Below are 16,051 nucleotides of genomic sequence, written 5' to 3'. Positions count from 1 at the left end.
GCCCGTCCTGTCGCAGCCGACCGGGGGGCTTCGGTACCCATGCAGGATGCTGAACGATCTGCCGCCAGCATCCCGCGGACGCATCCCGCCCGAGCCCGACGAACCCTGGCGCATCAAGCCCCGCAACAGCCACCGCCGGTCCCGCACTCGCAATCGAAAGCGGACGGCTGCGGCCATCGCCGGCGCGATCATCGCCACGGGCGCCGTGACAGCGTTCGAACTCGGCAGATCGTCGACCGTAAACGCGCGGCCCACCAGCGCCGCCGCCCAGGCGCAGGCACCTCAAACACCCGCACCACAACCAGCGACGCCCGGCCCTTCGAGCACACCGAATCGAAAGGCTTCCCAGCAGCACCGGTCCTCCCGCACGAGCAGCCCTCACCAGCCCACCGTCGTCCCAGCGGGTCGGCCGCCACGAACTGAAACGGCTTCCCGGCACCACTGGACGTCGGACCAGCCCAGAGCAAGAAGAACACACAGCACATCCAGCCATGCCGTCCATCACAGCCGCCGACGCGCTCATTCGTCTCGGCCCGAGCCCAAGCACCGGACGCCAAAGTGGGTTGGCACCGAGTGTCGCCGCCGATTCCCACATGACAGCACCCGCCAAGCCGCATGCAACACCGCCCTGCACAACTACATCAGCAGATGATCTCGCAAATCCGAAGCATCGACCGCATTGCCGCCGGATCTGAGCCGGTAGCCACTCGCAGCGAGCGGGGCGGTCACCGTCAAACCGCCACGCCCTCCACCTGTCGACGGCGGCTGAAGAATGCGGCGTCGTTGACACCACCGATCAGCGTTCGCCGCCGGACAACCCGCCGCCCGCGCCAAGCTCCTGGAAGCGGGCGGGAGGACGCGCCTGGCGGGCCGAGCTCAAACGGCGCTCTCAGCGCGCGTCACCTACCGCCAAGCCGACGACCGCACCGACCGTCCGTTTGCTCCACTTCACGACCTTCTGGCCAATTCGAGTGCCTCATCGATGTGGTGGCTTGGCCCCGATCCGCCTCGGGTTCCATGATCGTTCCGCGGTCGGTGTTCCCCCGGTCACTCCGGCCGTGGGCGACCAGGTAGGGCCTTTTGCGGGCCTCGTGGCCGGCGTGGGCGCGTCGCTCACGGACCTGGTCAGGCGCCCGCAGCTCCCGGTACATCGTCGATACCGGCGCCAGGTAGACGCCCTCGTCCAGCAAGGTCGCCCACACCTGCCGGGGCGCCTTGTCGACGAACCGGCCGCTGTTGAGCACGGCCACCAATTCCTCCCGATCGGTCTCAGACAGTGCGTTGGGCCGTGTCGGCCGGGGCGCCCGCTCCACGATGCTGGACACAGGCTTGCGGCGCCGGTAGAAACTGGAAAGCGGCGCACCCGACAACGTGCAGGAGATAGTGATGGGAAGGTGCCCAGTCAGCAGGTCGAAGGTTTCCCGCCGGCAGGTGCTAACGAGTTCTCGGTGTCCGCGCTCTCGGACATCATCTCCAAGAGCGCGAAACCTTTTCCCATCATGTCCAAGGCGGCCTCGGTCTGCGCCAGTTTCTTCTCCGCCCGCTCCGATCGACGGGTCAGACGCTCGTTCTCCTTCCGCAACCGCTCCAATTTGGCCTGCTCGGGCGACTTGCTCTTACGCGGCGCGGTCGCCGGACCCGACTCGGTCAACTCCCCGGCCTCGCGCTGGCGACGCCACAGCTGAATGCTGGAGTCATACAGCCCTTCTCGGCGCAGCAACGCGCCCTTTTCGCCCTTCTCGGCGGCGTCGCACTCCTCCACCGCCCGCAGCTTGTAGGCGGCGCTGAAGTGGCGGCGCTTGGGTCGGCCTGCTCGTGGCCCGTCGGAGGCCGGGAGGTCGTGGCTGGTCACCGTCACTCTGCTCGGTACCCGTTCTCGCCCTGCTCATATCAGTATGGGAACTTCATCCCCTTGTGTCTCACTTGAGCTTGAAGCAGAGGGGCGCGTGAGCGCCGCTGACAACAAGCATTTCGAGCATCCTCGGGCCTCAAGGCGATGACGCGGGGCCTCCCCTGTCCTGGAGCACTGGAGGGCGTAGAAGGACAAGCCGCAATTTGTTGCGGTCCTCATGCCGTTATTCGGTCTCCATGCACGTCAGGTCATGCACCAGCCGGAATCACAACCCGGGTCTTGCATCTCGTCCGAGGCGGCAGGGTTCTCGGGTTTTATGGCTTGGTCGAGGGGGACGCCATAGCGGGTGAGATAGGCAGGGTCCCTTCCGAGCATGGCTCGTCGCTCATTCAGGACTTCCTCGAGATGAACCGATTTCCAAAAGAGATCAGGTTCGCGGTACCGCTGCTCCCGCCATGCGCCTACGGTTTTCAGTGGACAGAAGAAGCATGCACTCTTCCGCGGAACAGGCAGGCCTGCGTCGGTGATGATCTGGGCGCAGTCATCGCGTCGGAGGCCGAGTTGCAATAGGGGGTATTCGATGACCTCGTGCGGTTCACTTCGACGTTTGTTTGCTCGGTGGATCTCATCGAGCGAGATTCCGATGCCGACGGCAGCGGGGGATGCGGCTGTTGCGCCATGCCGCTTGAGCCACCTGCCGATCACCTTGATCTTGAAGTCTGACGTGCAGGATCTGCGCCCGGGAGCACCGTTCCCCATTCGGACGGGAATCGGGATCGAACGCGAGTTCCTCTGGTTGAGGCGTTCCCAGAGTGTCTCGGATGTGCCGTCTCGGCGGCAACGCTTGACCTCGATCAACTCGATGCCGTTCTGCCGCGCATACGGCCTCGCAATATCGTTAACGTAGGCGAGCGTGTCAGGATGTTCGCTGTCGTCGCCTACGTTGGCGAACAAGAAGATCGGGAAGTCGATCCTCTTGTGCGCGGCAAGAACTAGGAGCGCAGTGGACTGCACCCCTCCCCCATAGGAGACCGCCCGGATGCCCGGCGATGGCTCCTGCATCGAATTGACTGGCGACCTGTTGGCTGCATCATTCCCGTCCGCGCTGCACATTGCGCGAAATTAGGAGGACTCCGCTCCGCACGTCAAGTCATGGTTTTATCTGCGTGATCCAGAGGCCTCGACATCCGGAAGGACAATCACACGCGCCACCTCAAGCCCCGAGAATCGTTCTCTGTATATAGACAGACAGAGGTCATTTGATTATCTTCCCTTGTCGAATTTCCCAAGGCCCAGTTGGCACGAAATGGACCTCGTCGAAGTGTTGGAGCCATTCACCGAGGTTTTCCACGGCGCGCTGGGCCTGCTCGTGTGTGAACGTTCCGTCTGCCGTCAGTTCTTCGGTGGCTTCGGCGAGGCTGAGGGCGCCGGCGTCGGTGAGTTTGTGGACTTCTGGCAGTTCGCGCAGGCGCGCGCGAACTGCCGTGGCGAATTCCGTCTCGGAGAGGCCGGGTGGGAGGTCGAGTTGCGCGAGGTCGCGCAACACTCCGGCGAGGACGTCTCGTCCGATGGTGTGGTGACGTCCGCAGTACACCCGGTACAGGCGCTGTGGGCGTCGCGTTTCGGGGAGCCACCGCGTTGTGCGAGGTCCTTGCCCGGGGATCACGATGCGCGGCGCCTCCTGGTCTGCTTTCAGGAGCTCGGCTTGCTCGCGCAGGAGTTTGGCCAGTTCAGGGGTGGCTGACACAGTGTCACTATCGATGGCGTTCAATACCCGGCGCACTTCTGGGTGGCTCGCCTCCGTTTCGAGGAGCAGTTCCAGGTTGGCGTCGGTGACGCGTCCGGTCGCTGTCGCGGTCAAGTTGGCCGAGCCGACAAGGCAGCGTTCGTCGGCGATGTACAGCTTCGCGTGCAGGTTGTGACACAGCCGGACGTGTGTCCGATCGTCGTCGGCGGCGATCTCGGCGATTTCGGGGTCGGAGACTCCCGCGGCGATCTCGGCGACCGACCATCGGGTGACGCAGTCGATGTCGGTGACGTGGCTGGGGATGGTGTCTAGTGCCGCCTGGAATACATCCTGTTTGATGAAGGGCGCGATGAGGATGACGCGGCGGCTCGCGCTCTGGAGCAGCCCTTGGAGCTGCTGCCAGATGTGGTCGTGCGTCACTCGTCGTCCTCGTCGTCGGGGTGCAGGAACTCGCGGGCGATGCGGCCCCAGTCCTGCCGCATCTGCCTGGCACGCGCGCGGGGCCTTTCGGGTTGTTCGTCCTCGTAGCGTGCCCACGACAGCAGGACCAGTTTGAAGGCATCGGCGGCGTTGATCAGACGGTCGGCAAGTTCCTCTTTGCTGGCGCCCTCGATGTCCTGGTCGAGGACGGCGACGAGGTCGTTGTAGGCCGGGTGGTCCATGTTGAGCGAGACCTGCAGCACGCCGGGGATGAACTCGACGTTGAAGAAGGCGGGTGAATCTGGGTTCCGGCTGGTCAGCAGCTGGATGTGTCTGTTGTTCGCCCTGGTTTCGGCGATGATGCGCTCGGCGTCGGCCGGGCTGTATTTGTGGAGCTTGACCAGGCTGTCGAACTGCTGCTGCTGGCTTTCTTCCTCGGTGGCATGTTCCGCGAGTTGGTCGGTGAAGCTCGGCTGGGTTTCTTCCTTGCGGCGCTGTAGCGCGTGCTCTGCCTTTGCCTCGACTTCTTCGTGCCGTTTGCGGTTGGCCCGGGTTCCCCGGGTCTGATCTGTCAGGTGGCTCCGCAGGTTTCCCAGAAGCTTTTCACGAATGTAGTAGACGATTTCGATCAGCGGGAGACTTCGGTCGCCTTCCTCCCGGAGCTGTTCGCGGAATTCTTCGAAGGTCAGGCCAGCGGCTTCATCACGCCAGTTGAAGCTGGATAGGCTGGAGAAGATCGTGGCGGCCTGCTTGTTGTTTGTGACGCCGAAGACCTCATCGAGCTGCGGGGGAAAGTCGATCTCGATGCCCCACCAGCGTTCGACGGGGTCGTAGGAGTTGGTCCAGCTGGTGTCAAGGTCGAGTTCGCGATCGGCTCGGATTAGAGAGATGCCCAGGTTCTTGGCGGCGTGCTTGCCCCAGGGGGTGTCGCCCGGGTTGGCGGTCGGGCTGATCTCTGTGGGCCACTCCTCGCCGGCGATGTCGGGCAGTCGGGCGGCGTCCACAGCCACCGAGGCCCTCACTAGGACGGGGTAGTCGGCGCCATCAACGCCCGTGACCATGAACCGTTCGACACCGATCTGGCCGGTGTTGCCTCCCCCGTAGGGCCGGAACATTGGCTTGGTGCCGAAGGGCGCTGGTGTCGAGCTGGGCGTGGTGAGGTAGAGGGGGTCGTTAGGGAGGGCGTCGCGGCCGCCCGGGAGTTCGGCCCACCCCTCGACGGGAACCAGCCGAATCCGCTTGCCCTCGGTCAGCAGCCGCCGGTAGATCCGGCCGATCAGCTTCTCGGTGTTGTTGAGTGTGGTACGCGCGCCGCGCCACTGCACGCGTTCGAGCCTGGTCCACTGCACCAGGGTTCCCGAAGGGCCGAGCCCTTCGGCGAGCTGCTGCCATTCCTGCGGGACCGGTTCGGGCTCGGGCTCGGGCACCTCTTCGAGTCCGTCGAGCAGCTCCTTGAGATCAAGGTAGGTGCGCAGCGCGTTTTCCGGGCCGTTGGTCCAGGACCACACATCCACGCGGTCAGCCTGGGAGATGCTGGAGTTGGGCAGCCCGACGCCGAAGCGACCGATGCCTTTGCGCTGGCGGCGGGTCCCGGCGCCAAACCGCAGGGCCTGCCGGAGAGTCTCCCCGCTCATCCCGTCGCCGTTGTCAAGGACGGCGATGGTCTCCACGCGGCGCCGGGCGCGCCCGGCGGTGGGCTGCGTTCCTTCGACGACGAACAGTTCGACGAGGTCGGCGTTGGCCTCGAGGCCGTTGTCGATGAGTTCGGCGATCGCATGCGCGGTGGACTTGTAGCCGCTGTCTTGCAGTGCCTTAACCGTCAGGTCAGAGGTAACGATCGAGTACTTGGATGTCACCGGGCCTCCCATACGTCTTCCCAGTTAGTGAACGCTTCTGCCACGTCGCCGAAGCCGGGCAGCGACGGGTCGATGACGGTGACCACCTCGCACGTCGGGGTGCCGCCGGCCCTTGGCCCGCGGATGACACGGCCGACCATCTGGCTGTAGAGCACCAGGGAGCGTGTCGGGCGGGCGATGACGGCCGCGCTCGCGGCCGGTGCGTCGAAGCCCGTCGTGAGAACCCCGAAGTTGGACAGGACCATCGTCTGCGTGCCGGGGCCCTTGAATCTGCTGATCACCCTGTCGCGGTGGCGGGCTGGCGATTCGGCGGTGACTTGTGCGGCATCGACCCCGAGCACGGACAGGATCGCAGTGATCATCCGGCTGTGTTCCACCGAGGCGGCGAACACCAAGATGCGGTTATGGCGGGTACTCAGATCGAGTATCGTGCGCACGACCTGCAGATTCCATTGAACGTTGTCGGCAAGTCGGGCAACGAGCGCCTCTGGGAGGTCGAAGGATGCCGCCAGGCCACGCTGGTCTTGGGCGCTGAGTTTCATGCCGGACTCTCCCGCCACCGTGCGGAAGGTGGGGCGAGCGAGATACCCCTGGTCGATCAGGGCGGTCACGGGGTTGTCGTAGCCGTCGATCTCCAGCATCACCTTCTGCCGGGCGAACAGATCAGCGAGTTGCTCATCGGCGGCGATGTCGGCCCAGGTGCGCCCAGGTGTTGCCGTGAGCCCCAGCAGGCTGGAGTCGCTGCGCAAGCTCAGCGCCTGCACGACCCGGCGGTAGGTGGGGGCGATGGCTTGGTGGGTCTCATCGAAGATCGTCAGGGTGGTGCGAAGGGCCAGACGGTCCAAGAAGCCCGGGTCGGCCTTGACTGCTGCCCCAGCCTTGTCGAGGCCGAGGACCACAATGCCGTCGGAAATGGGCTCAAGGCTGGTCGGATGATCGCCCCACATCCGAACGACCGTGACTTCCCGGTCGCCGAGTGCCGCCCATGCGCGTTCGAATTCCAGCGCTGCCTGCTCCAAAAGCTCCTGCCCCCTGGCAAGCCATACCGTGACGGAGGGTTCGTGCTGCCGCAAGTGGTCGCAGACCACGTTCATCGCGGTACGGGTCTTGCCGCCTCCGGTCGGCAGGTGCAGGACCGTTCGCCGTTCCCCCGAGTACAGCAGACGGCGGACCGTGCGCGCAGCCGTCCGCTGATAGGGAAACAGGCCATAGGCCGGGCCAACTCGGCCAAGCGAAGAGGCGGGAGGCTCGGGCACGCGGTCAACGACCAGACCGAGGAACCCCAGAAGTACACGGCGGTGTTCAGGCGACCAGTCGAGGCCGGCCAGAAACGCTGCGGGCTCGGCTGCCCCGGCGCCTCCAAGGCGCCCGGCCAGTTCTTCACGCTTGTCCGCGGGCAGGAGCTCAAGCAGTTCCACGCGCTCATCGCGGTCGGCCACCAGCCGCTCGGGTGAGACAGCCGAGGCGGCGACCGCCCGGAGAGAGGCAGGATCGGCATTGCTCCCCTGCAGCAACTCCAGGAGTTCACACACATGCTCGCCGAGCAGACGCCGTACATAGGGCAGCGGAGCAGCGTCAAGGACGGCACGAAAGGCGATCCCAGGGGAATCGATCATGACTTCCCTGTGCGCACGCTTGGCCGCGAGCACAGTTCCCTCAGCGCAACGTGCAACAATCCGCCTTTCCATGATGCCGCTCTCGCTGCAACGGCCCTGTTCACCCGCGTTCACCTGCGGGTGGTGCAGCCAACCCTAGACCCTCATACCGACATCACGGGGCATTCCTTGCCATTCATCTGCACGAGCAGGTGCGTGCCCAACTTCCGACAACTTCGAAAGACCTTAACCGTCCGGCCAAGCGGGAGTTCCGCTTGGTGTCAGGTGACGCGCCAAGCGCGGCAGTCGCCGAACCCTGCCTCCGTTGTCGGCCGCCTGCCACTACGATCGGATGCACTCCTGGTGACCTCGAAGCCGAGCGCGATACGATGCGCCAGGAGTCAGCCGAGGCAGAGCATGATACGGGGCGAGGGAGTGGGTCACGATGACTGAACCTCAGCGTTGCGAGCCGGTCTACCTCGACTACAACGCCACGGCACCGCTTCGCAGCGAGGCGCACGAAGCGATCATGGAGGCGTTCCAGCATGCAGGTAACGCCTCCAGCCTTCACCACGCGGGCCAGGACGCAGCCGCACGTGTGGACCGGGGGCGACGGCAAGTCGCGTCACTGCTCAACTGTGCACCGGGGGAGCTTATCTTTACCTCCGGAGCCACCGAAGCCAACAACCTGGCGTTGCGCGCCTGCCACACCCCGGACACTGTGCTGGTGATCTCTGCTGTGGAACACCCTGCAGTGCTGGAGACGGCTCGCAGCCTGACGGCGGACCGGCCGGACCTGCTGGTCGAACTACCCGTGGACGCCGACGGCATCGTCGACCTGGATCCCCTGAGGTTTGTATGCGCGCGGCGGCAGCTGTCGGTCGTCTCGGTGATGTCGGCCAACAATGAGACCGGGGTGCTCACCGATCTGAAGCCGATCATCAAGCTGGCGCACGAGGCCGGGGCGCTGGTGCACACCGACGCGACGCAGCAGGTAGGTCGTGTCCCACTGGACCTAGCCGAGCTTGAGGTGGACCTGCTGTCACTGTCGGCACACAAGTTCGGCGGCCCGCAGGGAGTCGGTGCGTTGTTCATCCGGCGGGGGGCCTCTCTGCCCTACAGGCCGCTGCTGACCGGTGGAGGGCAGGAACGCGGCTGGCGGGCCGGGACGTTGAACGTGCCCGGCATCGCGGGAACCGGTGCCGCCGCGCAGGCAGCACAGCACCATCTCGCCGAGGAGGTGCAGCGGGTTGGGGCGCTGCGCATGCTCTTGGAATCGGAGTTGAAGCTGCGGGTACCCGGCTGCCGCATCAACGGGGCGAGGGCGCAGCGGTTGCCCGGCGTCACCAGCGTCACCTTCCCCGGCACCCCGGCAGATGCGGTACTGGCCGCGATGCCGGAGGTGGCCGCTTCGCAGGGTAGCGCCTGCGCATCCGGAGCACCGACCCCGAGTCACGTGCTGCTGGCCATGGGTTTGAGCCGCGACGACGCCGACGCCACCGTCCGCTACTCGTTTGGCTTTGCCACCACAAAACACGACATCGGCCACGCCGTGGACGCCACGGTCCGTGCCGTGGAGCACGTGCGCGCAGCCCTGGCTGCTGGAGCAGAGCCCTAGCCGACCGTCCTGCGCGCGGCGTCCACCTGAACTACCGAACCCCTGAGCTACCGAAAGGGCCCCATTCCATGTCCGACAGTCGGCTCGCAGATGCGGCCGAGCCGAAGTTCGCCCGGCACGAGACGTTCGCTCCCCGGTTCGGCTGGCTCCATAAGGCTCACAGCGAGATCATGAAGGACGGGGACTCCGGCAGTGATCTGTTCCACCGCGACACCGCCCCGGTGACGCTGGGCGTCGGAAAGAACATGGTCCACTCCATCCGATTCTGGACGCAGGCGTTCAAACTCACCCGCGAACACCCACACCCCGATCCGTCGAACCGGGCCTACATCGCCTCCCCGACCTGGCGGGCGGAATGGCTGCTGGGCGAGCGCGGTGCTGACCCCTATCTGGAGGACAGCGGGAGCCTGTGGCTGTTGCACTGGTGGCTGTTGTCCCGTGAGCCCGGCCCCGACGGCGCCAAATGCCTGGTGCCGAGCTGGTATGTGATGTTCCACCTGGCGCCGTTCTCCAAAGTCACGGCCGCCGAGATGATCACGTTGATCACCCGGCACGTGAACGAGAGCTACCCGACGGCTTCCGTGCCCGCCGCCGAATCGATCAAGCGGGATGTGGACTGCCTGACCAAAATGTACGCGATGGACCTGGAGGTACACACCAACTCTCCCGGCAGTTTCGAAGATCAGCTGATGAGCCCGTTCCGTGAACTGGGGCTGCTGGAGGGACAGGGCAGAGGCAAGGACCGTATCTGGCGGTTCACCAACCGGCCGCGCGGCAACCTGCCCCCCGCGGTGCTGCTGTATGCATGCCTGGAGTACGCCGTGGAGTTCGCCAGCGGCCAGTCCATCTCGGTGGCGCGGTTGGCCAACGAGCCCGGGGCACCCGGCCGGGCGTTCCGCATGCGGGAACCGGAGCTCATCGCCGTCATCGAAGACCTGGTCGCCGAGCATGAGTCATTGCAGATCACCGATTCACTCGGACAGCGGACACTGGAATTTGCCGGCCATCCACAAGCGCTCGCCTGGAACATCCTGGACCAGCACTACGGCAACATCCGTGCCCAAGACGGCTTCCCCACCCCAGAGCAGTGGGAGCAGCGCTTCCCTGGGCTGCTCGGGATTCGTACTCATCCCAAGCGGAACCAGCAGGCTGAGCAGACCGAGACGATGGAACTGATCGAGGAGAAGGCGTGAGCACGGTCGGCGACCATGCGGAACTCTCGGCACAGGTGCCTGCGGGCATCCACTTGATCGGGTCGGAGCTACGCTCCACCAACCTGGAACGCGATGTCCGCGAACCCGACCTCAACGACCCCTACGTGGGGGCCCGGGCACTGGATGTGCTGGATCGGGTCACCAACGCGGTCGCGGATCCGAAACGGACGCGCGCCTGGTCGTTCACCGGCCCCTACGGGTCGGGCAAGTCGACGCTGGCGAATCTGCTGGATGCGTTCCTGGGCACCGACGCTGAACGCCGGAGCAAAGCGCTGGAGGCGGTGCAGGCGTCTAGCCCGAGCCTGGCGGCGCGCCTGGCTGAGGCGCGAGACGCGTTGGCCCCCGAGGGGTTCCTCGGTGCGGTCACCACGGCGCGGCGAGAACCGCTGGCCGTCACCGTACACCGGGCTCTGAAGACCGCCGTGGAACGCAAGCCGAAGAACAGGCGCCTGCCTGGCGCCGCGAAGGCCTTGAAGGCGTGCGCGGAGTCGGAGGTGCCCAGCACCGAACACCTGCTGGACGCGGTCACCGCGTTGTGCGCCGCCGGCCCGGTGCTGCTGGTCATCGACGAGTTCGGCAAGTCCCTGGAGTACCTGGCAGCCTCCGGCGATTCGGCAGGTGCCGACAGCGATGTGTTCCTGCTCCAGATGCTGGCGGAGAAGGGGGCCGGGCACTCCGGGCTGCCTCTGTTCATCTTCACCCTCCAGCATCTGGCGTTCAGCGACTACGCGGCCCGCTCCAGCAGCATCCAGACCAAGGAGTGGGCCAAGGTCCAGGGCCGGTTCGAGGACATCACCTTCACCCCTAACCTCGGCGACGCGGTCCACCTGCTGCAGCGGCGGCTCGACCACGGCGGTGTGGACGAGGCCGGGCGGCAGCTCATCAACGCTCACGCGCGGGCTGCCGCCGATGCCTGGACCAACCACGGCCTGAACTCGGTGGTGCACATCTCATCGGAGATGTTCGAGCACCTGTATCCGCTGCATCCGCTGACCAGTGTGGCAGCGCCGCTGCTGGCCTTCCAGATCGGGCAGCATGACCGCAGCCTCATCGGTTTTCTCACCAACGACGAGCCTCACACCATCCGCCGCGCCCTACAGGAGCACTCAACAGCCTCGCCCAAGCAGGCCTCCACCGTGCAGTTGCCGCAACTGTATGACTACTTCTTCGCCTCCGGCCGCACCACCATCCTGGCCTCCACCAACGCCAGCCGCTGGCTCGAGGTCGATAACCGGATCAATGAGGCACACGGGCTGCCGCACAAGGATCGAGATATCCTCAAAACCATCGGCATCCTCAACCTCATCGACGTCGATGGAGTACTCCGCGCCACCCCCGCGATGATCCAGTTCGCGCTGCACGACCCAGCCGAAACCACCGATCCCGAACGGTTCGCCGACCTGAAGGCTCGCCTTCAGCACCTTGCGGACGCCGGATTCCTCACCCACCGCGCCTATAGCGACGAGTACCGGGTCTGGCAAGGCACCGACGTCGACATCGATGCCCGCGTCAAGGAGATCGCCGTCCGCGTCACCGCCAACGACGTGGTCAGCTACCTCCGCGACCACCTCGGGGCCGTGCTACCCACCGAGGTGGTCGCCGGAGCACACACCCAGCACACCGGGATGCTGCGGTACTTCCGCACCGCCATCAGCCTCCAGACCGACAAGCTCGACGGCCCCGACGTGGTCAGCGACGCCGCCGATGGCATGGTGGTCTTCCACCTCGGCGACCCCGACCACCGGCCACTGGTCAACTCACCACTACCGGTGCTGATCGGCATCACTCGCGACCCCGCGCAGATCCTGGAAGCGGGCATCACCCTGCGGGCCCTAGAGGATCTGCGACACGAGGACGACATCGATCCGGTCGCCGACCGGGAGATCACCGAACGGATCGCCGAAATCTCCCACAGCATCGGCGCCCGGCTCGATGAGGCGTTCAACCCGCGCAGCGCCGCCTCCAGTTGGTACCTGTGGCCGCGCGGTGAAGACACCCAGACCGAGGCCGGCGAGCCGCTAGAGGCACGCAGCTTCGCCGCGCTGGCGTCAGCGGCCTGCGACCGGGTGTTCTTCCACACCCCGCACATCCGCAACGAGATGGCCGGCCGCCACGAACTCACCAGCAACGGCGCCCGCGCCCGCCGCGTCCTGCTAAGCGACCTGGTCACCAAGACCGGGCTGCCCATGCTGGGCTACGACACGGCCCGGTACACCCAGGAACGCGCGATGTACCACGGGGTGGTGGAATACCTGGGGCTCCACCGCGCAGACAATCACACCAGCGGCGGGCTCCAGGCTGACAGCATCACCACCCACGGCGTATCCCGACCCGACCCCCAGCGACACCCGCACACCGTCCCGGCATGGGAAGCGCTGGAGGAACTGCTGACCGGCGCGACGCAAAACACCCCAATCGTCGACATCTACTCCCGGCTCATGGCGCCCCCATATGGCGTCAAGGCCGGCGTCATGCCGATCCTCATGGCCACCGCGCTCATCGTCCGCGGCGCCGACATCGCCCTGTTCGAAGAAGGCAACTACTGCCCCCGCCTCACTCCGGAGATCATCGAACGGCTGATCGCTGACAGCGGCCCCGACCGCTTCGCGGTCAAGCACGTGCCGGTCGGCACCGGGCAGGGCCGCCTGGTGGTGGAAGGGCTCGCCGCATCGCTGGCCGTGGATGTTCCGCGTTCCCGCACCGCCCGCAACCCCAAGCTGCTGGCAGTAACCCGGGCCGTACTGGAACAGATCATGGTCCTGACACCATACGCGCGCAAGACCAAGCGGCTATCGCCGCAGGCTCAGCAGGTCCGCCAGGTGCTGCTCACCGACAACGACCCGGGGCAGCTGATCTTCACCAGCCTCCCCCAAGCGCTCGGGCTGAACCCCATCCCCCCGGCCGAACCGCAAGACAAGGCCACAGCCCAGACGTACGTTGCGAAGCTGACCGGCGCGCTCAACGAGATCTCCGGCGCCACCAGGGCGCTGCGGGCGGATATCACCGCCACGATCGGACAGGCCTTCGGGATCTCCGGCGAACTCCCGCAGCTGCGGGAGGGCCTCAGCGAGGTCCTGCGCGGGTTCGCCCACGCGCCGCTGGAGGTGGAACTCGAGGGATTCGTCAAGCGGGTCCTGAACACCTCCCTGCCCGATGAAGACTGGCTGGACCCGATCATCATCCGGCTGACCAACAAAGCGCTCGGAGACTGGACCGACGCAGACGTCGATAGCTTCCCACGACGCGTCCAAGAGATGGCGCGCCGCTTCGACCGCGTCAGTCACCTGTACGCCGCGCAGCAGGAACAACAGCCCCCACAGCCACAGAGATCATCGGACGTGCCCGCCGACGCTCCTAACGCCGGCCGCCCGCCAGAGCAGGAGACCTCAGACTCCCCGCCACGGCAGATCGACACTCACCTGCTGACCCTCACCAGCCCCGAAGGCACCGAAGAACGCCTGCTCGTGCACGTCCCCCAGGAATCCCGGAAGATCGCCGACGAGCTGATTGTCAGAGTCATAGAGCAAGCTGAGAAGGACCTCGGACACGGCGGATCACGGATCTTGCTCGCCGCCCTTGCCGAGCGGCTCACCAGATCGGGCCCCGACCACGCCCTCCTCGGAAAGAAGGAACGGTGACCACCGACAACACCACCGCCCCAACACGACACGTGCTGGGCATCTCCGGAGGCAAGGACTCATCAGCCCTGGCCATCTACATGCGCGACCGCGTCCCGCAGATGGAGTACTTCTTCTGCGACACCGGCGCCGAGCTCCCCGAGACCTACGAGTACCTCAACCGGCTCGAAGCAGCCCTTGGCAAGCCGATCGAGCGTCTCAACTCCAGCCGTGACTTCGATCACTGGCTTGAGGTGTACCAGGGCACCCTCCCCAGCCCGCAGATGCGCTGGTGCACCAAGAACCTCAAGATCAAGCCGCTGGAGGCGTGGGTAGGAGACGACGACGTCATCTCCTACGTCGCTATCCGCGCCGACGAAAACCGCCTCGGCTACGTCAGCACCAAACCCAACATCAAGGCCGTCTTCCCCTTCCGCGAAGACGGCATCGACCGCGAGGGCGTCGATCGGATCTTGGACGAGGCCGGCATCGGCCTGCCGGCCTACTACGAGTGGCGCACCCGCTCAGGCTGCTACTTCTGCTTCTTCCAGCGCAAACACGAATGGCTCGGACTCAAGGAACGCCACCCTGACTTGTTCGAGAAGGCTGTCGCATACGAGGAGAAGGTGAACTACCAGGCGACCGCCATGAAGGACCGCAAGTACACTTGGTCCCAGGGCGAATCCCTCGACGAACTACTCGCCCGCCGCGAAGAAATTGAAGCCAAGCACCAGGCCGCGCTACAACGCGCCGCCAACCGCATCAAACCAAACCGCCCGCTCCTCGAAATCCTCGCCGACGCACACGACGAAGACGACGACCAGGTTGGCTGCGCCGTCTGCCACCTGTAACCGGGACACCCCGTGAGACTGGAGCGCTTCCTAGAAGCTGTCCCGTAACGCCAAGCGATCAAGATCGTTGATCTTAACGTGGAGCGGTTGATCAGGGCCGATCGGGACGAGTGGGTGCCGGTGTTCACCGGCCTGTCGGTGCGGCAGTTCCGGCGTCTGGTGCGGATCGTTGCAGGTCGGGGCGGTGAGCAGACCGGGACCGGGCGGCGGTGGAGCCTGCCGCTGGCCGACCGGGTGCTGCTGATCGCGGTGTATTACCGCACCAACCTCACGCTGCGGCAGGTCGCACTGCTGTTCGGGGTGTCCAAGTCCGCCGCGCACCGAGTCGTGGACCATCTGGCGCCGCTGCTCGCCCTGGCCCCGGTCACCCGCCGGCACAGTCCGGACACGGTGTTGATCGTGGACGGCACGCTGGTGCCCGTCCACGACCGGACGGTCACCGCCTCGTCCAAGAACTACCGGTACTCGGTGAACATGCAGGTCGTCATCGACGCCAACACCCGGCTGGCGGTCGCGGTCGAACGTCCGGTGCCGGGCAACCACAACGACTGCACCGCCTTCCGCGACTCGGACGCGGACCAGGCCTGCCGAGGTGCGCACGTGATGGCCGACGGCGGTTACCAGGGAAACCGGCAGGTCATCATGCCCTACCGGCGTCACCGCGACGGCAGCGAGCTGCCCGCCTGGCAGCACGCACTCAACACCGTCCACAAACGGGTGCGCACCCGCGTCGAGCACGTCTTCGCGCGCATGAAATGGTGGAACATCCTGCGCAACTGCCGCCGCAAACGCGACGGCGTCCACCACGCCACCCACGGCATCGCCCTCATGCACAACCTGGCGAAGGCCGGCTGACCGGCCCGGAGGGCGCCAGCTCACCGGCAGCACACCAGGCCGCGCTTCTCGACCATTACGGCACAGCTTTTAGGGCTGAGCTTCAACACCTCCATACTTGATCGTTTCAGGCGCCAGATCGAGCACCGTCGAGAAATAACGGAACCCCTTCCCAGCCCAGAGCACGTACAGGAACTCGCCGAGTGCGTGATCGCACAGCATCTCACCCCCCTGCCCGGTGGATACTCAGCGGTCCTCAACCAGCTCGACCTGTTCGGAAAACCGGACGCTGCGGTGGCGCTCCGGCTCGCGCACGCGATCTCGGAGGTCTCGGGTGCGAAAGGCGAGCCGCTTCTGAAGCTCATCGAGACGGTCTGGTCGACCCTCCGCCCGGAGCCAACTCCGGGCGTCAGATGAACTGGCCGCCGTTGCTTAGCCTAAAGCGCC

General features: G+C 65.7%; 11 protein-coding genes. 6 read left to right on the top strand and 5 right to left on the bottom strand.

Going from position 1 to position 16,051, the window contains the following annotated elements; genetic code table 11:
• Positions 1 to 1,402 precede the first annotated feature (1,402 nt).
• From F8568_RS46900 to F8568_RS20560, 5 genes are all read right to left on the bottom strand, one after another.
• Complete coding sequence (locus F8568_RS46900; protein ID WP_202125188.1) at positions 1,403 to 1,852, bottom strand: transposase; 450 nt, start codon at positions 1,850 to 1,852, stop codon at positions 1,403 to 1,405.
• 243 nt (positions 1,853 to 2,095) lie between these two features.
• Positions 2,096 to 2,965: an adenine nucleotide alpha hydrolase family protein gene (locus F8568_RS20575; RefSeq protein WP_202125187.1), complete on the bottom strand. Its 870-nt coding sequence runs from the start codon at positions 2,963 to 2,965 to the stop codon at positions 2,096 to 2,098.
• A gap of 142 nt (positions 2,966 to 3,107) precedes the next feature.
• Positions 3,108 to 4,019, bottom strand: coding sequence for a phospholipase D family protein (locus F8568_RS20570; RefSeq protein WP_151595211.1), 912 nt, complete (start codon positions 4,017 to 4,019; stop codon positions 3,108 to 3,110).
• Positions 4,016 to 5,875, bottom strand: coding sequence for an ATP-binding protein (locus F8568_RS20565; protein ID WP_151595210.1), 1,860 nt, complete (start codon positions 5,873 to 5,875; stop codon positions 4,016 to 4,018). Before F8568_RS20565 ends, F8568_RS20570 begins: the two co-directional genes overlap by 4 nt.
• Positions 5,872 to 7,605 (bottom strand): DEAD/DEAH box helicase, encoded by a 1,734-nt coding sequence (locus tag F8568_RS20560; RefSeq protein ID WP_328600969.1) that lies wholly within the window; start codon positions 7,603 to 7,605, stop codon positions 5,872 to 5,874. The genes F8568_RS20565 and F8568_RS20560 overlap by 4 nt, the downstream gene beginning before the upstream one ends.
• 310 nt (positions 7,606 to 7,915) lie before the next feature.
• Here F8568_RS20560 and F8568_RS20555 point away from each other — a divergent pair, with 310 nt between their 5' ends.
• The 6 genes from F8568_RS20555 (at position 7,916) to F8568_RS20530 (ending at position 16,021) form a co-directional block, all read left to right on the top strand.
• On the top strand, positions 7,916 to 9,088 hold the full coding sequence (locus F8568_RS20555; protein WP_151595209.1) for a cysteine desulfurase family protein: 1,173 nt from the start codon (positions 7,916 to 7,918) through the stop codon (positions 9,086 to 9,088).
• 68 nt (positions 9,089 to 9,156) lie between these two features.
• Positions 9,157 to 10,281: a DUF4007 family protein gene (locus F8568_RS20550; protein WP_151595207.1), complete on the top strand. Its 1,125-nt coding sequence runs from the start codon at positions 9,157 to 9,159 to the stop codon at positions 10,279 to 10,281.
• Positions 10,278 to 13,940 (top strand): ATP-binding protein, encoded by a 3,663-nt coding sequence (locus F8568_RS20545; RefSeq protein WP_151595205.1) that lies wholly within the window; start codon positions 10,278 to 10,280, stop codon positions 13,938 to 13,940. Before F8568_RS20550 ends, F8568_RS20545 begins: the two co-directional genes overlap by 4 nt.
• On the top strand, positions 13,937 to 14,770 hold the full coding sequence (locus F8568_RS20540; protein WP_151595204.1) for a phosphoadenosine phosphosulfate reductase domain-containing protein: 834 nt from the start codon (positions 13,937 to 13,939) through the stop codon (positions 14,768 to 14,770). The genes F8568_RS20545 and F8568_RS20540 overlap by 4 nt, the downstream gene beginning before the upstream one ends.
• A gap of 78 nt (positions 14,771 to 14,848) precedes the next feature.
• Positions 14,849 to 15,625 (top strand): transposase, encoded by a 777-nt coding sequence (locus F8568_RS20535; RefSeq protein WP_151595202.1) that lies wholly within the window; start codon positions 14,849 to 14,851, stop codon positions 15,623 to 15,625.
• A gap of 186 nt (positions 15,626 to 15,811) precedes the next feature.
• The gene (locus F8568_RS20530) at positions 15,812 to 16,021 is read left to right on the top strand and encodes a hypothetical protein (RefSeq protein WP_151595200.1); all 210 of its coding nucleotides are present in this window, start codon (positions 15,812 to 15,814) and stop codon (positions 16,019 to 16,021) included.
• The last annotated feature ends 30 nt before the right edge of the window (positions 16,022 to 16,051 follow it).

Source organism: Actinomadura physcomitrii, assembly GCF_008923205.2.
Taxonomy (GTDB): domain Bacteria; phylum Actinomycetota; class Actinomycetes; order Streptosporangiales; family Streptosporangiaceae; genus Spirillospora; species Spirillospora physcomitrii.
This window is presented reverse-complemented; position numbering and strand designations above follow the sequence as displayed.

Excerpts from the sequence above, each read along its gene's own strand:
- F8568_RS20575 (WP_202125187.1), bottom strand. The coding sequence starts at position 2,965 with ATGTGCAGCGCGGACGGGAATGATGCAGCCAACAGGTCGCCAGTCAAT.
- F8568_RS20555 (WP_151595209.1), top strand. The coding sequence starts at position 7,916 with ATGACTGAACCTCAGCGTTGCGAGCCGGTCTACCTCGACTACAACGCC.
- F8568_RS20550 (WP_151595207.1), top strand. The coding sequence starts at position 9,157 with ATGTCCGACAGTCGGCTCGCAGATGCGGCCGAGCCGAAGTTCGCCCGG.